This window comes from Brasilonema sennae CENA114 (assembly GCF_006968745.1).
In the GTDB taxonomy this organism is placed as follows: domain Bacteria; phylum Cyanobacteriota; class Cyanobacteriia; order Cyanobacteriales; family Nostocaceae; genus Brasilonema; species Brasilonema sennae.
The window spans coordinates 983,020-1,002,979 of the sequence record NZ_CP030118.1 but is presented as its reverse complement, the minus strand read 5'-3'; the positions used below and the strand labels follow the sequence as shown (position 1 = coordinate 1,002,979).

At 41.5% G+C, this 19,960-nt stretch carries 18 protein-coding genes and 1 tRNA gene; 8 read left to right on the top strand and 11 right to left on the bottom strand.

What is annotated here, in order from left to right:
- Nucleotides 1-47: 47 nt before the first annotated feature.
- Together DP114_RS04240 and DP114_RS04235 are read right to left on the bottom strand one after the other, a co-directional pair.
- Nucleotides 48-215, bottom strand: coding sequence for a CopG family transcriptional regulator (locus tag DP114_RS04240; protein WP_169264666.1), 168 nt, complete (start codon nucleotides 213-215; stop codon nucleotides 48-50).
- Nucleotides 216-1,359: 1,144 nt separating this feature from the next.
- A complete protein-coding gene (locus tag DP114_RS04235) occupies nucleotides 1,360-2,973 on the bottom strand; it encodes a glycosyltransferase family 39 protein (RefSeq protein WP_171975522.1) in 1,614 nt (537 codons plus the stop codon).
- A gap of 255 nt (nucleotides 2,974-3,228) precedes the next feature.
- On the opposite strand from DP114_RS04235, the gene DP114_RS04230 reads away from it, so the two are divergent.
- On the top strand, nucleotides 3,229-3,441 hold the full coding sequence (locus DP114_RS04230; RefSeq protein ID WP_169264668.1) for a helix-turn-helix domain-containing protein: 213 nt from the start codon (nucleotides 3,229-3,231) through the stop codon (nucleotides 3,439-3,441).
- Between the two features lie 242 nt (nucleotides 3,442-3,683).
- Here DP114_RS04230 and DP114_RS04225 read toward each other — a convergent pair whose 3' ends face one another.
- The 5 genes from DP114_RS04225 to nuoH all read right to left on the bottom strand — a co-directional run bounded on the left by DP114_RS04225 (nucleotide 3,684) and on the right by nuoH (nucleotide 7,437).
- Entirely contained in the window at nucleotides 3,684-4,607 is a 924-nt protein-coding gene (locus DP114_RS04225) for an NAD(+) kinase (protein ID WP_169264669.1), read from the bottom strand.
- A 4-nt stretch (nucleotides 4,608-4,611) separates the two neighbouring features.
- Entirely contained in the window at nucleotides 4,612-4,917 is a 306-nt protein-coding gene (gene nuoK / locus DP114_RS04220) for an NADH-quinone oxidoreductase subunit NuoK (protein WP_169264670.1), read from the bottom strand.
- A gap of 71 nt (nucleotides 4,918-4,988) precedes the next feature.
- Nucleotides 4,989-5,600 (bottom strand): NADH-quinone oxidoreductase subunit J, encoded by a 612-nt coding sequence (locus DP114_RS04215; RefSeq protein WP_169264671.1) that lies wholly within the window; start codon nucleotides 5,598-5,600, stop codon nucleotides 4,989-4,991.
- An 82-nt stretch (nucleotides 5,601-5,682) separates the two neighbouring features.
- Nucleotides 5,683-6,264, bottom strand: a complete 582-nt coding sequence (gene ndhI, locus DP114_RS04210; RefSeq protein WP_171975521.1) for an NAD(P)H-quinone oxidoreductase subunit I — start codon at nucleotides 6,262-6,264, stop codon at nucleotides 5,683-5,685.
- Between the two features lie 54 nt (nucleotides 6,265-6,318).
- Nucleotides 6,319-7,437 carry an NADH-quinone oxidoreductase subunit NuoH gene (gene nuoH / locus DP114_RS04205; RefSeq protein ID WP_169264673.1) on the bottom strand — a complete coding sequence of 373 codons (1,119 nt, stop codon included), beginning with the start codon at nucleotides 7,435-7,437 and terminating at the stop codon, nucleotides 6,319-6,321.
- Between the two features lie 97 nt (nucleotides 7,438-7,534).
- Here nuoH and DP114_RS04200 point away from each other — a divergent pair, with 97 nt between their 5' ends.
- The gene (locus tag DP114_RS04200) at nucleotides 7,535-7,696 is read left to right on the top strand and encodes a hypothetical protein (protein WP_169264674.1); all 162 of its coding nucleotides are present in this window, start codon (nucleotides 7,535-7,537) and stop codon (nucleotides 7,694-7,696) included.
- A gap of 37 nt (nucleotides 7,697-7,733) precedes the next feature.
- On the opposite strand, the gene DP114_RS04195 is transcribed toward DP114_RS04200, so the two are convergent.
- The 4 genes from DP114_RS04195 to DP114_RS04180 form a co-directional block, all read right to left on the bottom strand.
- A complete protein-coding gene (locus DP114_RS04195; protein ID WP_171975520.1) occupies nucleotides 7,734-8,870 on the bottom strand; it encodes a citrate synthase in 1,137 nt (378 codons plus the stop codon).
- A gap of 116 nt (nucleotides 8,871-8,986) precedes the next feature.
- A complete protein-coding gene (sixA, locus tag DP114_RS04190) occupies nucleotides 8,987-9,481 on the bottom strand; it encodes a phosphohistidine phosphatase SixA (protein WP_171975519.1) in 495 nt (164 codons plus the stop codon).
- Nucleotides 9,482-9,691: 210 nt separating this feature from the next.
- Nucleotides 9,692-10,975: a DHH family phosphoesterase gene (locus DP114_RS04185; RefSeq protein ID WP_171975518.1), complete on the bottom strand. Its 1,284-nt coding sequence runs from the start codon at nucleotides 10,973-10,975 to the stop codon at nucleotides 9,692-9,694.
- A gap of 406 nt (nucleotides 10,976-11,381) precedes the next feature.
- Nucleotides 11,382-11,879, bottom strand: coding sequence for an HNH endonuclease (locus DP114_RS04180; RefSeq protein ID WP_169264677.1), 498 nt, complete (start codon nucleotides 11,877-11,879; stop codon nucleotides 11,382-11,384).
- Nucleotides 11,880-12,159: 280 nt separating this feature from the next.
- Here DP114_RS04180 and alr point away from each other — a divergent pair, with 280 nt between their 5' ends.
- From alr to DP114_RS04150, 6 genes are all read left to right on the top strand, one after another.
- Nucleotides 12,160-13,347, top strand: coding sequence for an alanine racemase (alr, locus tag DP114_RS04175; protein ID WP_171975517.1), 1,188 nt, complete (start codon nucleotides 12,160-12,162; stop codon nucleotides 13,345-13,347).
- A gap of 116 nt (nucleotides 13,348-13,463) precedes the next feature.
- Nucleotides 13,464-13,545: transfer RNA gene (locus DP114_RS04170), tRNA-Leu, on the top strand.
- A gap of 1,337 nt (nucleotides 13,546-14,882) precedes the next feature.
- Nucleotides 14,883-15,950: a response regulator gene (locus DP114_RS04165; RefSeq protein WP_169264679.1), complete on the top strand. Its 1,068-nt coding sequence runs from the start codon at nucleotides 14,883-14,885 to the stop codon at nucleotides 15,948-15,950.
- A gap of 65 nt (nucleotides 15,951-16,015) precedes the next feature.
- Nucleotides 16,016-16,393 (top strand): response regulator transcription factor, encoded by a 378-nt coding sequence (locus DP114_RS04160; RefSeq protein ID WP_169264680.1) that lies wholly within the window; start codon nucleotides 16,016-16,018, stop codon nucleotides 16,391-16,393.
- A 5-nt stretch (nucleotides 16,394-16,398) separates the two neighbouring features.
- Complete coding sequence (locus tag DP114_RS04155; protein WP_169264681.1) at nucleotides 16,399-16,896, top strand: chemotaxis protein CheW; 498 nt, start codon at nucleotides 16,399-16,401, stop codon at nucleotides 16,894-16,896.
- Nucleotides 16,897-16,960: 64 nt separating this feature from the next.
- On the top strand, nucleotides 16,961-19,795 hold the full coding sequence (locus DP114_RS04150) for a methyl-accepting chemotaxis protein (protein WP_171975516.1): 2,835 nt from the start codon (nucleotides 16,961-16,963) through the stop codon (nucleotides 19,793-19,795).
- Nucleotides 19,796-19,960: the final 165 nt, after the last annotated feature.

Sequence of the window (19,960 nt, the reverse complement as noted above, 5' to 3'; positions counted from 1 at the left end):
ATTTACCGTAGGTAAAAATGAAGGGGAGTTTACCCGTCAAGTGCTTACTAATGATCTATTGATTCCAGCCCTCGAATCAGTTCTCGAATCACATCTGTTGCAGGTCTTCCTGTTTCATCACAATACTTTTGAAGTTTTTCGGCTTCGGTTGATGCCAAATTTAGGGTCATTCGTTTGACTGCCCATTTTTTCTTGATAGCGATTTCTTGTGTCATTTGTCAGTTTAATAATTATTACTACGAATTGAAGTTGAAGGACTAGTTATGCACCTAGAAAACCTAAATTAAGTTAAATCAATCAACAGGGACTGAGTGTATAACCTGATTTAATACTGATTCTCCATAGCAAAGTATCTTCCCTTTGAAGGAATTCTCTGAAGAAGTTATGTATTGCCCTACACTCGAAAGCTGGTTTTTAGGTGGATATTATCATGCAGTTATAGGATAAAGTATGCCATAGGCTAAATATGTCATTTTGTCAATCAAACGAAACAATAATTACGATAATATTAGCAATAATCCCATTTCCAACCAAGAATTGCAAGTAAAGAGTTAAAATTACACTAAAAATCCTCCCCTGTCTTTATTTGGAGCGGACTTTCACACGACTCCCCATCCCTTCAACAAGAGTCTTGACCGGGACGATTTTAGATTTTAAATTTTAGATTTTAGATTGGGGGTTGGTCGGTACAAGCCCCGTCCTTCTAGGACGGAATTAATTCCTCAATCCGTCAATTTTAGATTTGCGATTTTAGATTTTAGATTGGGTTGGTTCGTTGTCCCACGAGTTAACTTAATCCGTCGATTTTAGATTAAAGAAAAGCCGATTAAAGAATTGAGGTTGGCTCAAAAAAGTCCCTTAATCCGGGAATTCTTCAATTCCTTAATCCAAAATTTAAAATCCAAAATCCAAAATTCGGGAATCCAAAATCCAAAATTCGAGTCACCTTTAGGGTGGAGTCAATCCAAAATCCCAAATCCCAAATCCAAAATTGGCTGACTATCGATCAATCCAAACCACTACTACCAGTAGTATGACTAGGAGCTTTATCTAGGCTGTAAAATCGCTCCAAATACGCAATTGGTGTTACAATAGTATACCATAAGTTTCAATAAGCACAGGGGTGTAAGGGAGCCAGTACTGTAGGAGGGTCTCCCTCCGTAGGTATCTGGCGTGAAAAAGGTGTTTCTGTCATATTTTGCTGGCTGCGAACCTGCTAGTTGGAGGCTCAGATCATAAATTTGAAGACTTGTTAAGTAATTAAGCTGAGTCCATATAATACCAAATCCAGGTCAGTAAGCCTCCGTTTTCTATGATAATCATCACAGCAAAATATACATTAGTATTTATTGATACATATTAATTAAATTTTTGATTCCTTGAAGTTTTATCTACTTTCCATAGTGAGTCATATTTTTGACTATAAACTTTATATAGTTTAGACTTATATTTTTTTTCGATTCCTTGACGCAAAGTGCTTGAAGGATTCAGTAAAAATACCTCAGTATAACCATTGGGAATTTTAGGAATATTTTTGTCCTTCATCAACAGAAATTGTACTTTTGGTTCTACAAGATAACTCAGAGAAAAGACCTTTCCAGGAAGCATTCCAAAAGAATCACTGATCACAAGCGGACGAGAAGCCTGATTGATGATTTTGGCGATTTGTGGATTCCCAGAACTAACACCCTTACTCAACCAAGTTTCTGCTTGAGAACTGACAGCACAAGAAAGCACACCACAGACAATAACTACTACAAATATTATTTGCCAAATTCTCCGGAGTGCGAGAATCCCATCATAGAGCTGATAAGCAAAGAAGTAAGCAACTGCTAGTTGAATTCCCAAATAAGAAGGAATTAAATACTCATATGCTATTGTCCGCGTTCCTCCAAAAAATAAATCTGGAAGCATCAAAGGTAGTGCTGGTACAGCCATCGATAACACGATGAATAACCAAATTTTTGGGTGAGTTGTACGACAAACAAAATAAATTGAATATCCAACTAAAATCAAAAAAATATAGGTTATGGAATAGCTGAAAGGATTTTCTAAGCCAAAGTCGAAATCAAAAAACATCTGACTTAGCTTGAGTAGCCAAGATTGAATTAAAGTAAATGGTGACAATTTACCTGTTGTTTCTGTTATTCCACGATGAAATTGCAACAGGTTGGTTAGAATAACTAAAATCCAAGGCGTAAAAGCTAAAAAGCTCAAAAGTGATGCTGTTGTATAAAGTCTGGCTGTTTTAGTCCAGCGAAATCCTGTGATTGTCATGACATAAATTCCATGAGCAACCGCAACAAATCCACTGAGCAAAGATGTATAAAGACTGAGCGCTAAAGCAAACGTGTAAACTGCCCATGTGACAGTGCGATGATCGCTTACTTGTGGTTTTGATTCTAATCGTAAAGCTCTTAGCAAAGAAGCGTTAGAGATTAATATTGTGACAACCCAAAGAATATATTCTCGTGCTTCTTGAGCGTAGATGAGATGAATTGGGGAGATTGCTGTGAGTGCGATCGCCAAAAAAGGTACTGAAAAAGGTACGTTAAATAATTCTCGACACAGCCAATAAACACAAGGAAATACCAACAAACTAATAATGACAGACAAACTTCTGATGGCTGTCACCGAAGTGCCAAAGATTTGTGCCCACAATCGTGCTATGACATAATAAAGCGGAGGATGGTGAGGGTCTTCAATCGCTAAAGATTTCAGTGTATCACCTAAATTTTTTTCAGGATTAAGACGCTGGAACTTAGCAAAAGCTTCTTTATTAACAACACGATTATTATAAATTTGCTGTCTGATTTCTGTCTTTGTATATCCAGAAATTCGCAATGAGGTGTAAGTTTCATCGTGTCCGTAAACTTTGCCATCAATATTGAAGAAGCGAAAAAACACACCCACCACTAACACCACGACAATGAGAAACCGCAACCAATTTGGAGCGAGTTTGATATGGCGCATAATTTGGTTTCTATTTTATAAGGAACCGCAGAGGACACACAAGGCAGAAAACTAAGAAAATTGAGCGAAGACAGCGTACGCTTACGCAAACACAACTCAATTAGGATTGCCATAGCTGGATGAAGTTGTGCATAACTTAGCAATAAGCACTTTACTATTATCTAGCCTGGAGAGAATTTAGCAAAGTTTTATTGATAATTTGACTAACGCTTGTTGAATTGTAAATTTGGTAACAGACGCACGGGAGGAACAACCATGACAGAAGAAAGCGTTTTTGAAGAAAGTAGTGGTAACGTTTTTGCTGATCTTGGCTTAGAGGATGCAGAAGAACTTTTTACCCGTGGCAAGATTGGGATTGTGGTACTTAACCTGTTAAAACAACGTAACCTGAAACAGCGGGAAATCAGCAAACTTCTTGGGATTCCCCAGCCAGAAGTATCGTATTTGATGAGAGGAGAGTTTCAATAGTTCAGTGAGGGTAAGCTGCTTATTTTCCTCAAGCGCCTCGATACCGAAATCACCCTGCACCTTCGCCCCCGTCATGCGGGAACTCAAATAGCAGAAACAGTGATATCGTTGTAGGGGTTTATTGTGACTTTAACCGTGTTCTGCTGCCAGTTCTGCCTTATCTAAACAAACAAAGCCTGCAGAAGCAGGCTTCGTCTGGTAGTTGAGATCAAAAAGTCTATTGAGAAACTAGAAAACAACTCTCAATTCGCATGACTCGCACTACTATAGCGAATTCTTGTTCCTGCCCACAGCAACTTCTCTCGCAGCGTCTGATAATACGAGTTGTTTTCCCGTAAAATGATAAACTTAGCCCGACAATCTGCCATCCGCACATCAACACGGTGTCCGGGCCAAATCGAAGTTGCTAACACCCCATCAGTCCACAACTTGGTACTTAAATCGTAATCACCCAAAGGCCAAATGCTGACGACAGAACCAGGGGGTAACACGAGGGGACGACTAGAAAGACTCATCGGACAGATGGGAGTGATAGTAATCGCCTCCATACCATCATGTATAATCGGACCATTCGCAGAAACGGTGTAACCCGTAGAACCAGTGGGAGTAGAAATAACTAACCCGTCCCCTTGGTATTGATCGACGATCTCACCATCAATTTCCATCTCTAGAATTGAGGTAATCATCCTATCAGCGGAAGCGGGTTTGACACACATTTCATTTAAAGCCAGGTAGCGTTCAGACACTGGTTCCAAATGTGTCCTATCTCCCTCAAAGACTGAGGCTTGCAACATCATCCGCCGCTGCACAGCGTAACGATCTTCTAAGAGTCGATCCCAAACTCGTTCGGTGTCTTGAAATTCGTCTACAGACTCGGTTAAAAACCCCAGATGACCTCCCACGTTCACTGCTAGTATTGGGACGCCAGCCGGGGCTAGATGTCTTGCACCAGTTAAAACAGTACCATCACCGCCAAGTACCACAGCCAAGTCAATGGGTTGTCCAGCTGAAGCCAAAAATACCGGATATGGGTTATCTTTGGGTCCACTTGGTCCCATCAAAACCTGGCATTGGCGATGTTCTAGTTGCTTTGCACAAATTTCTGCCCAGCGTTTACTTTGGGAATCTCGTGCTTTATAAGCAATAATGACCTGTTTGAGCTCCACAGAATTACCACTTCAGGAGATTAAACTGCTCCATATCAACAGTGTCGCGGTTACGATAAATGGCAAGCACGATCGCTAAACCTACCGCCGCCTCAGCTGCTGCTACGGTAATAACAAATACGGTAAATACCTGACCCTTTATTGCTACTGAGTCTAGGTAATTGGAAAATGCCATTAAGTTGAGATTAACGGCATTAAGCAGCAACTCAATCGACATCAGCACTCTGACAGCATTACGGCTAGTAATTAAGCCATAGATACCGATGCAGAACAAAGCTGCTGCAAGTAGTAAAAAGTATTGGAGCTGCATGAATGTTGGTGTTCCCCCATTGTCAGTTATCAGTTGTCAGTTATCAGTTATCAATGAACAGTGATAACTGTTTACTGAATATTGCGGCTTGATTCACCGATTGAGACCAATTCTCTAGGACGTTCTGGTAACGTCAAAACTTGCTGTTGTTCTGAAGAAATGGTCTGTTCAGGCAGATACTCGCGACGTGCCAAAATTATCGCGCCTACCATTGCTATTAACAGCAAAATGGAAGCGAGTTCAAAAGGCAATAAAAAGTCAGTGAAGAAATGTTGACCGATTAAAACAATAGTGTTGCTTGGAGGTATGTCAGTAGACAGTGACCAAGGAGTTGCTAACACCATCGTACTTAAAAGTGCAAACAATCCCAAACTGACTACACCTGTGAGTGCTTTGCGTACCCAAGCAGTGGGGAAGGGTGCAAAAGCTTGCCGCTTGTTTACCAGCATAATGGCAAACAAAATCAACACGTTCACTGCGCCAACATAAACTAGCAATTGCGCTGCTGCTACAAAGTCACCATTTAGCAATAGGTATAGTCCAGCAATGCTAACAAATACGCCTCCTAGCAAAAAGGCTGAATGGACGATGTTTTCAAACAGCACCACACCGAGTGCTGTTCCAATCAACATCACTGCCAGTATGCCAAATGAAACAATCTGTACTCCTTCCGCAAGATTCACCGTTTTTTGTCCTCACTTAAAAGTTAATAGTCAAAGGTCAAGAGTCAAAAACTATGCACTGTTGACTCTTGACTAATTACCTTTACTTTTCCTGCTCTACAAGGTCTTCTGGACGCGCACCAGGGCGAGGTGCATCAGCAGGCAAACCGTGGGGATCAGTAACACCCTTCGGTAAATAAACGAGCTCACGCAAAGGTGTGACCATTGGGTCTAAAGTGACCTTGTAGGGCAAACGACCAAGCGCCACGCTGTCATAGTTCAATTCATGGCGATCATAAGTAGAAAGTTCATAATCTTCTGTCATTGACAGACAGTTCGTGGGACAAAATTCCACGCAGTTACCACAGAAGATACAAACTCCAAAGTCGATGCTATAGTGTTTGAGTTTTTTCTTTTTGGTTGCCTTATCGAAATCCCAATCCACTACAGGCAGGTTGATCGGACAAACCCGAACACAAACTTCGCAGGCAATGCACTTATCAAACTCAAAGTGAATCCTACCGCGAAATCGTTCGCTAGGAATCAGTTTCTCGTAAGGGTACTGCACGGTGACTGGACGACGCCGCATATGGTCAAAGGTAACAGAAAGACCCTGACCTATATAGCGACCAGCTTGCACCGCTTCTTTGGCGTAATCACCAACTTGCTTAAGGAACTTCAACATATTGTGTCTCTCTCTTTTGAAGTTATCAGCGTCATTTGTCCTTCGTGCTAATGACTAACCACCAAAGGCAAAGGGAAAGGCAAGTTTCAGGGCTGCAGTTAGTAGCAAGTTAACCAAACCAACAGGCAGCAAGAACTTCCATCCTAAATCTAGCAATTGGTCAATACGAACACGTGGTACTGTCCAGCGCAACAGAATTGCTAGAAAGACCAGGAAGTATGCTTTGAGTACAGTCATGGTGATTCCCAAGGAGGCGGTTACAACCTGCAACACGGGATTTGTTTCACTGACTCCCAAAGTGCTCGCTATCAGGTTAATGGGAATCGGAAAATCCCAACCACCCAGATACAAAACTGATACTAGCAGGGCAGAAAGGACCAGGTTAACGTAGGAACTCAGGTAGAAAAGAGCGAATTTCATACCAGAGTATTCAGTCTGATAACCAGCAACCAGTTCTTCTTCTGCTTCGGGTAAGTCGAAGGGTAATCGTTCGCATTCGGCTAGGGCTGCTATCCAAAAGATGATAAACCCAGCTGGTTGACGCCATACGTTCCAGCCAAGAATGCCATAACCGGATTGCTGTTCCACGATGTCGATGGTGCTGAGGCTATTGGACATCATGGCGACCGCCAGCACTGCAAGTGCCAACGGAATCTCATAGCTAATTGACTGCGCTGCTGCCCGCAACCCTCCCAGGAGAGAGTATTTGTTGTTGGATGCATAACCAGCCATCAACAAGCCAATAGGTTGAATGCTAGATAAAGCAATCCACAAGAACACGCCCATCCCAACATCTGTAATCACCAGATTCTGTCCAAATGGCACAATCAGGTAGGACAGAAACACTGGCAACACTACGATAATTGGACCAAGGGTAAATAGTAAGGCGTCGGACTTAGCTGGTACCACGTCTTCTTTGAAAACCAGCTTCATACCATCTGCTACTGGAGCCAGCAAACCTAAAGGACCAATATATTCAGGACCAATCCGCTGCTGTGCGGCTGCAGAAATTTTCCGCTCTAACCAAACGCAGGTTAGGACACCGACTGTAGCACCAATAATCATTAGTATCATCGGCACTGGCATCCAAATTGACTTGGCTAGACCAGCGCTTAGTCCCAAATCCATGAGGGATTCTATAAAAGTTCCTTGCAGATCAATTCCTGAATTCATGTCTTTTGCTCTTCAAGTCCTTTAGATCATTGTCCTTTACAACTATCCACACTTGTTAATAACTGTAAATTCGCTCATTAATATTTCTGCCTAAATCATGCAAAATTTAAGATTTTTTGCAATTCCCATGCCTAGTATATCGTTGGATGGTTTTCGCCCCTTTATCCAGACGAGAATTTCTACTGATGGTAAGGATTGGGATTTACGAAGAAAACCCTTAGTGGTGGGAGTGTGGCAGTCAGGGAGTGAGGGAGTGTAGGAAAATTCTCTGCTTCCCTCATAATCCCCTGATCACTCTACCGCTGGTCGATGGGAGTGTAAGAAACGTCATGCTTACCGTCGTAAACTTGGGTAGGACGGAAAATCCGGTTTTCTTCTAGCTGTTCTTTCCAATGTGCTAACCAACCAGCTACACGGGCGATCGCAAATATTGGCGTAAACAGATCTGTAGGAATTCCCAACTTCCTATACACCAAACCAGAATAAAAGTCAACGTTGGGATAAATTCCTTTGTGACCGAGTTTTTCCTGCACCACCCTTTCCATTTCTACGGCAATGTCATAGTACTTGTCATGCCCAAACTTGGTAAACAGCTGTTCTGCCAAGTTCTGTAAAATCGTGGCGCGTGGGTCTTTCACTTTGTAGACACGATGTCCAAAACCCATAATCTTGGCTTTGCGTTCTAGACAATCTTCTATGTAGGGACGGACATTTTCTACAAAGCCAATGTCTTCCAACATCTCAACGACTTCTTCATTCGCTCCACCGTGTAGCGGTCCTCCTAACGTTCCCACCGCACTAGCTACCACTGCGTATGGATCAGTTAGAGTAGACGCTGTAACCCTTGCACTAAAGGTGGAGGCGTTCATTGTGTGTTCAGCGTGAAGTATCAAGCAGATATCAAAAATCCGCGCCGCCAATGGGTCTGGTACTTTCTCATTCAGCATGTACAGAAAGTTGCCAGAATAGTCTAAGTCCGCATGGGGACGTATTGCATCATTCCCATTTCGCATTAACTGGAACGCCGCCACCATTGTCGGAATCTTTGCTATGAGGCGAACGACAGCATCCCGAATGTAAGCAGGATTATTCAAGTCACGACGTGAATAAAACAAGCCTAATGCTGCGGCTGAGGCTTGGAGTGCATCCATCGGATGACCGCTTTCTGGAAAGCACTTCATCATGTCGCAAATGTGATATTTGATCCGTCTGTGAGAGTGAACTTCATCCTCAAATGCTGCGAGTTCTTTCGATGTAGGCAGCTCACCCCAAATTAGCAGATAAGCAGTTTCCAAAAATGTACTTTTTTCTGCTAGTTCCTCAATCCGGATGCCACGATATTCTAGTATTCCCTTTTGTCCGTCAACATTGCTAATACTGGATTGAGCGGCGGGAATGCCATCCAAACCAGGCTTATATTCGCACACCATCATGGCAACACCATCTGCTTTTTTTTTGAAAGATCTTTTCAGGCTAACTTACCAGAAATTGTTATCACCATAACAGTATCCGTTCTCCTAAAAATTCTTTCAGAAACGTTACTCTACTGTTAGAGCAAGTACTTGGGTGGCGTCAACCAAAACATCTGACTACGACCCAGAGGGGAGCCTTTTTCTGGTAGTTTTACCCCAATCATACCCGCTTTTTTCAAAACTAACGTTGCTTTTGCTTGTCCCCATAAAAGAATTTCTGCCCAAGCGCTCAAATCTGGTTCATGTCCAACCAAAGCAAGTTGGGTTTGGGGTGAATAATTTCTTGGACTCAACCAGTCTACAGCCCAATTTTCAATCCGACCATCTGGAGCGAGATAGGAACATTCCTCTACCTTAGAACTCAGCCCTGCGGCTATAAGAATTTCTGCTGTTTGGCGAGCTCGTATTAAGGGACTACTCGCAATCAAATCAAAATGCAAACCCAGCTTTCGCAATCGCTGGGCTACTTTCTCCGTTTTTTCTCGACCTTCTTTTGTCAGTGAGCGTTCCTCGTCTTTAAGATCTGGTCGCCTTTCTTCAGCTATACCATGACGGATTAAATACAGTTCCACGGCGGAATGTCCTTTGTGAGCGTAAGCTGTTTGGAGGCGAGGCAGTGCGAATAAATGCTCGTGGATGCAAGTGGTGTTTTACCCATACAGTGGAGGAAATATCCCAAGGATATTTAGTCCTTAGTCCTTTGTCTTTGGTTACTAAGGACTAAGGAATGGCAGGTGCTATAACGCGCTTAACCCGCGTTGTAGCACTGCCTCCTGATGATTCTACTCCGACTGTATAGGATTATCCTTCGGATTCACCAATCTTAAAAGCTTCTGCTTAATCTGAGAATCGAAAACTTCCCATTTCATCTTCGCATAAGCAGAATTTTCATTACCTCCTGATAAGAAACCCATCGGAATTTCAAACCCACCTGCGCTTGTCCGTCCACCGCCGAAAAAGCGTCCGCTGCTATCTTGACCGAAGGCTTCTTTAATGAACTCATCAGGATCGAGGGTTAGTTTGGTTGTTCTTAAAGAACCAATCACCACCTCTAGTTCTTCATCTTCATCGTGAACAATACCGTACACCAAAGCTGTGTGGACGTTTTCTTCTGTCACAATAAAATCTGCCGCTTGGGGTATTGCATCGCGGTCATCGTAGCGTAAGTAACCAACACCAGCAATAGAAAAGTTATTTTGCACGATGCGGTTTTTGAGCGATCGCTCTATAACATCCATGACTCGCTTAGAACGATTTGCCTGTAGAATTGCGTTCAGCAACTGCGCGTCATAAAATTTACTCAAATACGCTGCTGCCATAAAATCTTCTTCCTGTGCTTGCATCAGTCTATTAGTATCCGATCGCAAGCCATGCATCAAGGCAGTCGCGCATTTTACATGTTGATTTATACTGCTATCTAGAGTCAGTAGTCCGTACTGTAAGTATTGAGTGAAAATCGTTGCTGTTGCTCGTACAGAGGGACGAACATCAAAAAAATCTGATTTCATGTCACTCTGTAAACTGTGGTGGTCAATAACCGCCACTATTGGTATCCCTACCTCTTGAACAACAGGTACTAGCTGAGAAGTCGTTCCCTGGTTGTCTATAAGAACAAAACCTTGGTAAGAAGATAAGTCCTTGCTTTTTAGTGTTTGTATTGTCCAACGCTGCGCGGGTAAGCCTGTCAGCTTGACCAAAGCGATATTTTCTTGGTGGCTCAAAGCACCAGCGTAAACGATGTCACATTTTATGTCATATTGCTGAGCTATGAGCTGGTAAGCCCAAGCACACGATAAAGCGTCAGGATCTGGAAAATCTTGAAGAATAATTAACTGGCGTTCTTGTTTATGCGCAAGAAACGTGTTGTGCAGCTCTTCTGATTTTTGATTTACCAATGAATTGTTACGCAGACCCACAAAAGAACCATCACCTACGAATGTTGTACCTGAGTGTCTAGTGAGTGGAACTTCTGCTAAATCTTTGTTGTCTATTTCAAAATCGTTTGGAGTAGGATCACCCGTTAATGGCAAACTCGAAATCTGAGTCACAGAAGAATTAAAGTGCATACGAAACGTTTTTATAAGTGTGAGGCTCCTTTTTTTCATCAATAGATACTACAGTTTGTATTTCAACACTTCAGCCACACATTACGATCTTTGCAGAAATATCAGAGCATGACATATTATCTCTGAGCCTCTTTTTTTGTCAAGAACTTATCGTTGCTAACTTGGCAGGAAAACGCCTTTAATACCTACCCCTGATTTTTTGGTAGATTTAGAACGCACCCTGTTGTTTTTGGTGTTGATATGTGTTATTCTAGCAAAAGTGACCTTGGCAATTAAACCGCTTAACTGCTGCTTTTTTGTTAGCTTTTTAGGTTGAGATATGTAAAGCTCTGTAAACAAGCTCAAATATCAAGCAAAGCCAAAAAAACTGACAACTATCTGCCTTGTTTAGATTTTGCAGAAGGTGTCAGAGTCCTATAACGTATTTTTGCCATTCTTGGTGAGTACCACTTTTTAGGTGCTTGGTGACCTCAAAGTAAAGACTACTATAAGGTCGGCGTGGATTATGACGTAAGTTCATGTGAGCTTCGTTGGGTGTACGACTACCCTTTCTAACATTGCAGCGGACACATGCTGTAACAATATTTTCCCAGGTATCGCCGCCTCCACGTGATCGTGGAATGACATGATCCAAAGTTAAATCATCGCCTGTGTAACCGCAATACTGACAAGTGTGACTGTCGCGATGTAGTAGATTTCGACGAGTCAAAGGAATCTCCTTATAAGGAACGCGCACATAGTGGCGTAACCTTATGACTGTCGGAAGCGGAAAGTCTAAGTAGAGTTGCGTGTTATTAAACTCTACTCGCTCTGCTTTGCCTTTAATCAGTAACACGACAGCTCGCCGCCAGCTCGTGATATTGAGCGGTTCGTAAGAGGCGTTTAAAACTAAAACCTTCCCCATTGATAGGCGCTCAGGCTATTATTTTTACATATATTAACACAATTATATTCAGCTTTGGTGATGAAAAAAAATTATACTATCCCAATAGTAAAAACTACAAATAATAAAAAGTCAAGATCTAAAAAGAATTCTCCTTTTTACCTAATTCTCGTGTTCATGATCTTGTGCCAATTGCGAAATCAGAGGTAAACTTCTTGATTAATCACGATTAGGCTTCTAGGAGTGAGAATGATCTAAATGATTTAGAAGCCAAAGACTGGTGTGATAGGAGTCATTCAAGATGTTGAGCCACGAGCAAACGTCCAGTGTAACCTCTAATCAGGAGTCAAATACCTACCCCTGGTTATCCCAACGTGCTTGGGTGGAAATTAACTTGTCAGCATTGTCGTACAACGTCAAGCAGGTTTTAAGGATACTGTCAGCGCACACCCAACTGATGGCAGTGGTAAAAGCCGATGCTTATGGACATGGAGCAGTTACAGTCGCCCAAACTGCGTTAGAATCGGGAGCCAGTTGGTTAGGAGTCGCTACAGTTCCCGAAGGAATTCAATTGCGAGAAGCAGGAATTAAAGCTCCAATTTTGATACTAGGTGCAACCCATACCCCAGAGCAAATTCATGCGATCGCTCAATGGAAACTTCAACCAACACTAATATCTCCCAAACAAGCTTTAGTTTTTTCCAATACTCTAGAAGCCATCAATTGTAAGACTCCACTCCCTGTACACGTTAAATTAGACACGGGAATGTCCAGGTTAGGAACAAATTGGCAGGAGGCTGCTGAGTTTGTTCAGCTTGTGGAACGCTTACCTCATCTGACTATCGCTAGTATATATTCTCACTTAGCAACGGCAGATAGTCTGGACCCTACAACAATGAAACAACAGCAACAACGATTTGAGCAAGTGATTGCTCAACTAAGAACAGTAGGGATAGAACCGCCTTGTCTACATTTAGCAAATTCAGCTGCTACCTTGAGCGATAAAGCATTGCACTACCATATTGTGCGTGTGGGTTTAGCTGTATACGGACTTTACCCAGCTGATCATTTTCGCTTAAACATAGACTTGAAACCCGTTTTACAAGTCAAAGCACGAGTCACGCAAGTCAAAACCATTCCTCCTGGAACTGGCGTCAGCTACAGTCATCAATTTATTGCCTCAGATGAACTCCGTCTTGCTGTGGTGGGAATTGGTTACGCAGATGGAGTTCCTCGCAATCTTTCCAACAAAATGCAAGTCTTAATTCGCGGTCAACGGGTGTCGCAGATTGGCACAATTACAATGGATCAGTTGATGCTAGATGTGAGTGCATTACCAGATGTGCAAGAAGGCGAAGTCGTCACCCTACTTGGAACTGAGGGAAAAGAACAAATTACTGCTGAAGATTGGGCAAATCAGTTAAATACAATTTCTTGGGAAATTCTCTGCGGGTTTAAGCACCGTTTGCCTCGTGTTGCGATGACCTAGCTAATTCCGACACAAGCCCCTTAGCAGGTAGTTAAACAACTAACAACTAACCACGAAATAATTAAGCGTTAGATATTGCAAGACATAACTTTGTTATGATATAGTAGCTAACTGATGCGGATGTGGCGGAATTGGCAGACGCGCTAGATTTAGGTTCTAGTACCGCAAGGTGTGAAGGTTCAAGTCCTTTCATCCGCACTATAAAAGAATGGTAATTGAGTAATTATGTTCGCAGGTGTTTTTTATCACCCGTGTTATGTGTAAGTCTTAATTCTCCAATCCCCCTGATCAATTTTGAATTGATTAAGGGTGTTGGGGAATTGTTTTTTATGATCCCCTATGAATAGCCTGAGAGCGATCGCAAGGGAGCGCGGATCGCTAACCTATTGCCCTGAAGTGCTGTTAAGGTTTACGCTAAAACGTGTATTTTTTGGAGAGGCTAAGTATATTGTGAGATACGCCTCACCAATGCGTTCGCGAGAGTGTATGCCTGCTTCAGGCTAAGCGAACGCGAGTCCAACCAGGGTATCTTGTGGAGGAGATATATACAGTATTTGCCTCTATACACAAGGAATTTGTCCAAAAAGTCGGAAATATGTAGACTGCTAACTGAAAACATTAATTTATCAAAGTATAAAAATATCTAGCAAAAATAAAAGGTGATAATCCGTATCACTTTAAGGTTGATACAAATGGGCAGGATCTTGTGGAGGGTAGTCTCTTACCGGGGGAAATAATTGTAGAAAAATTATTTGTATCAAGCATTTCGTCAAATGATATGAGAGATTTTTTTGCTCTTTGTTTGGAGACTATAATTTTTCTTTAAAACGGCACTTGTCTTAAATGTCTTTTTTGTACTACAAAAGAATCTCTATAAGTAGAAATCGCTACAATGACAGTTGAGACAGTACACTATACACAACAGTCATTACAATTTTTTTTCATTCTTTCTCTTCTTGATCATTTAGTTATAATTCATACAAGTACATATGTCAAAGCTGTATTAAGAATGTGATTGGCAGATTTCACTTTTGGGGTATATAACAGACAGTGACACTGTTCTGTTACCCGGATATTTATGTTAACTTTACACACTTTACAAGTAAAAACACTGTCGTTTTAGCAAAATTTACCTGAGATTTACCTCGGTTCCAAAAACCGTATTATACTTAGGTACGAGTACTAAAGATAGCAGGGTTCCTCTGGCAATAAAAAGCAGTATTATCTCGGTTGGCATTAAACAAGGCTTACTTAGAGGTGATTTGCTTCATCTAGTCTTTACATTTTTTTAACTTGTTATGTAAAGATGTCTGCTAATCTCAGTATAAGTTAGTAAATTTAACTGGAATTTGCGAGTTATCTGAGGTTTTTTCTATCTTGATAGAAGGGTGCTGCCGCTGAGTTTTCCAACAAATCTTAAGGCTAGACTTTTGTACTTTTGATAACAAAAGCTATAAACCGTTTCAACGGACTTGTGGAAAACCCTGCATAAATTTAGCTCACACTAGCAAGAATTTAGCCTAAGTAAAAGCAAAATGAGCACAACTCCTCTAGGTAGCTACAAGTTTTTTCAGAAACTACATCCGCTATCTCTATTAGCACAATTAACAAGTCGGCGTGCTACAGGCTGCTTACAAGTATTTACAGAGTCGGCTTCTTGGTCAATCTATTTAGATGACGGTAAACTGGTTTATGCCTCTTCAGATAAAATGTTTGAACGGCTTGAAAATATTTTGGGGCGTTTGAGGCAGCAAACACATACTCTCAACAGTGCATCTCTTATGCGAGTAAGACTGATATTTGACCAAAATAAAGATCATCAGTCAACACCACAACCAGATTATCAGGCGATTTGCTGGTTAGTAAACGAAGAATACATCACTCCTCCCCAAGCCGCAGTTCTGATAGATGAATTGGCAAGAGAAGTACTGGAGTCATTTCTAATAGTAAAGCAAGGTAGTTATGAATTTAAGAGTGAAACTCTCTTAAATGAACTACCAAAGTTCTGTCGTTTGGACTTGAGATTACTTGTAGAAAATTGTCAAAAGCAGTTACGCCATCGCCAACAGACCCAATCAACCGTTGATAAGCAACTTGCCTCTCATTTCGAGTCTACCACTGAGGTTGCGCCAATGGGGCATCAAGTCAAGCTAGCAGAAGAATTGCCAAAACGGAATAATTTTGAAACGTCTGATATTAAGAACAACAAAGATTCTTACCAATCTCGTGAGAAGAGTGCATACACAGTTGCCTGTATAGATGACAGTCCAACAGTATTAAATTCTATCAAGCACTTTTTGGATGAAAGTACATTTTCTGTTGTGATGATCAACGATCCGGTTAAAGCTTTGATGCAAATTCTCCGCAGCAAACCTGACTTAATTTTGCTAGATGTAGAGATGCCAAATTTAGATGGGTATGAGCTATGTTCTTTGTTACGAAGGCATTCAGCTTTTAAAAATCTCCCTATTATTATGGTGACTGGCAGAACAGGATTGATAGACAGAGCAAAAGCAAAAATGGTAAGAGCCTCAGGCTATTTGACGAAGCCTTTTTCTCAATCAGATTTGTTGAAAATGGTGTTTAAACATATTGATAATTGAGGTAAATGTATAGGAAGAGTCACAAATTTTGATAAACACAATTTACTGATAAAGGAGACGTATAAGTGAGTATTACTTTACTTGGTACAATTTTGATTGTTGAAGATTCTCTAAGTGAATTGGAACTGATGAGCCATTATCTTGTAGAAAGTGGTTATAACGTTATTCAAGCCACTGGTGCAAAGGAAGCTTTAGAAAAAGCACAATCACAAAATCCAGACGTTATCGTTACCGATGTGGTTATGCCAGGAATGAGCGGTTTTGAGTTGTGTCGTTCTCTTAAGAGGAATCCGGTTACTCAAAAAGTGCCAATTGTTATTTGCAGTTCTAAAAATCAGGAGATTGACCGATTGTGGGCAATGAGACAAGGCGCTGATGCATACGTTACAAAGCCTTACACTCGGGAGCAGCTCCTACGAGCTATTAAATCAGTGGTCATTTGAATCAAATGAATAAATCCAAATTAGCACTTTCTATAAAACAAAATCAAAATAGCTTGGGGGATGGCTATCTTAGATTTAGGCTAAATAGACATACAGCTGCCACCCTGCCTATGAGGCACACGCAAGAAGCGATTGTTGTGCCACCTGAAACGATTTCATCGATGCCAAATATGCCTGCCTGTATCATAGGATTGATAAACTGGCGCAGTCGGATAGTTTGGGTGATCGATCTACCAAGGATGTTCAATCTTGAATATCTAGATAATAGGCAACGGATGTATAATGTGATAATTATCCGGGTAGATTCAGTCCTTTTAGGCTTAGTTGTACAAGAAATACAAGGTACAACTAAGTTTTTGCCTGATGAGATTCGCTCTCCCATGGGACAAGTTGCATCAAGCTTAACTCCCTATCTACGTGGTTGCGTTCTTCAACAAAAAGAAATGTTGCTTGTTTTAGATGCACAAGCAATTGTACAGTCTTCTATTCTCCGCTGTGATTAGAGTGTACTCAAAAGAAAACACTGATTTTTCATATGTTCATTCACCACCTTAGGAGAATATCTTTATGTTTAATAAAGCTGATGCAGCTAGGAAGAAGATTGATACTAAAAATGGATCATCTGTTTCTTCATCGGAAGATTTCACAGATGAAAGTAACCCTACAAAAGGATATACTGAAAGACGTGAGAAATATACACAATATCCTGCATCTTTAACTTTGAAGCGGTTAAGTTTAGGAACCAAAGCGACACTAGTTGCGATCGCCATTGGTACACTTCCAGTCTTAGCAATTGGAGCGCTTGCTTACTTAGTGGCCAGTAATTCCTTAACTAATAAAATTACTCAAATTCAGCAAGCAGAAGCCAATAGTCTGGCTGACAAAGTCAACCGTTTCATGATAGAACGGTATAACAATATTCAACTTATATCAAGTCTACCAATTTTTACAGATCCTAATTTTAGCAACACTTTTTCTCAAAAACAGAAACAAGAATTGCTGGATAAATTTGTAGATACTCACAAAGTAGATACTTACAAAGTCTATGATAGCATTGCTGTACTTAATTTAAATGGTGATGTTATTGCACAATCTCAGGGAAATTCAATTCCCAATCAAAGCAATAGTCAGGATTTTAAAGCAGTACGGCAAAACGACCGTTCTTATATCAGTCAACCAGAAGTCACAAAAAATACAGGAAATTCAACGGTTATTATCGCAGCACCTATTAAACGTAGCACAGGACAGACTCTTGCCATAGTCAAAGCTAGGATAGCTGTAAAAGCTCTAGATAATATCGTCAAAAATTATGCAGAATCAGGGCGTAAATACTATCTGACTGATGGTTCCGAAAAAATCTTCTTGGCAACGGATAATAAAGATATAACTAGAAGTGCCATAGCAACTTTTCCGAGCTTAGCACAACGGCAAGCACAAAAAAAAGACGATTCTTTTATTAGTGTTAATCAAGCTGATAACCAACAGCAACTTGTTAGCTACTCATCCAGAACGCAAGATGGATTGCCCAATTTGAACTGGCGATTCATTCTAGCAACAAATACAGCAACTGCATTTGAACCTCAAAGACAATTATTACTAACAGTTGCTGTCGGGACAGGATTGACAGCATTAATTGTCGCCCTGATTGCTGTGTGGTTAGCCAAACGAACCACACAACCAATTGTCAAAGCAACTACAGCAGTAGCAAAACTTGGGTTAGGAGAACTTGATACCCGTTTGGAGGTGCAATCAGAAGACGAACTCGGCATTTTGAGTCATAACATCAACCAAATGGCGTCGCAACTCCAAGCGCTAATCAAAGATCAAGAACTCGACACGCAAAGGGCAAAACTACTTACAGATATTACCCTACGTACTCGTAGAAGCCTAAAAGTTGAGGACATTTATAAAACAGCTGTTAGAGAAGTTCGTCAAGCAATGAAGACAGACAGGGTTATCATCTATAAATTCAACTTAGAAACCTTGGATGGAAATGTAGTCGCGGAATCGATCACAGCTGGTTTACCAAAAATGTTAGGCGTGGAAATCGACGACCCGTGTTTTCGAGAACGTCATGCAGAAAGTTATAAAGATGGTCGAGTGCGGGCAATATCCAACATCTATCAAGATGCTAGTCTGAGCAATGCAGCTTGTTACACCAAAATGTTGGAGAAATTTGCAGTCAAGGCAAATTTGGTAGCACCAATTATTATCGCGGGGCAATTGATAGGTTTGATGATTGCTCATCATTGTGACAGTCCCCGAAATTGGCAACAAACTGAGATAGATTTGTTTAGACAACTCGCCACTCAAGTTGGTTATGCTCTAGAGCAAGCCCAACTTCTTGAAGAGGTAGAAAAAGCACGGCAAGTAGCAGAAACAGTATCACAAGACGAACGCCAACAAAAAGAAACTCTACAAACGCAACTTCTGGAACTTCTTAGTGAAGTAGAAGGTGCAGCCAGTGGTGACTTAACAGTGCGTGCTGAAGTAACAGCAGGAGAAATTGGCACAGTTGCTGACTTTTTTAACTCTATCGTTGAAAGTTTGCGCTTGATTGTAACTCAAGTTCAACAAACTGCTACCCAGGTGAATCAGGCGATCTGGACAAACTCTGGAGCAATCGGTGAACTGACAGAGGAAGCACTGGTTCAAGCCGAAGAAATCAACCGCACACTCTATGCAGTTGATGACATGAGCCAATCGATTCAACAAGTCGCATATAGCGCCCAGCAAGCAGCGAGCATTGCCAATAGCGCCGCCCAAACTGCCAAAAAGAGCGGCGTAGCAATGGATATGACAGTCCAAAACATCTTGTATTTGCGTGAAACAGTCGGCGAAACCGCCAAGAAAGTCAAGCGCTTGGGAGAATCAACCCAACAAATCTCGCGTGTAGTAGCATTAATTAATCAGATTTCCATGCAAACCAACTTGCTGGCGATCAACGCTGGAATCGAAGCCGCACGTGCAGGAGAAGAAGGTCAAGGTTTTGCTGTTGTGGCAGAGGAAGTCGGGGAATTAGCAGCCCGCAGTGCCGCCGCCACCACAGAAATTGAACAAATAGTCGAGAACATCCAACGCGAAACAACTGAAGTTGTGCAAGCGATGGAGATGGGAACCACCACTGTTGTCGAAGGCACACGCATTGTCGAAGATGCCAAGCAAAATCTAGCTCAGATTTTGGAGATTTCACGTCAGATAGACGTTTTGGTGCAGTCGATTTCGACCGCCACAGCATCACAGGCGCAAACTTCGCAAACAGTCAGCCAATTGATGAAAGATATTGCTGCTAGCTCACAACGCACAAGCGATTCTTCTATGAGGGTTTCCCAATCATTGCACGAAACAGTGGAGATTTCCCAGCAATTGCAAGCGACTGTTGGTACTTTCAAGGTGAATTAGTCATCAGTTTTGTGTCTAACTCTACCGAAAGACGCCCTACACAGGCAGAACCAGGGTGAGGCACCGCTTTTTGGAAGGTAAGCTCGAAGATAGGCGACTGTCGTACATAGTTTCACTACTTGAGTAACTGCCGTGGCGTCCATGTCATTTGTGTCTAACTGATCA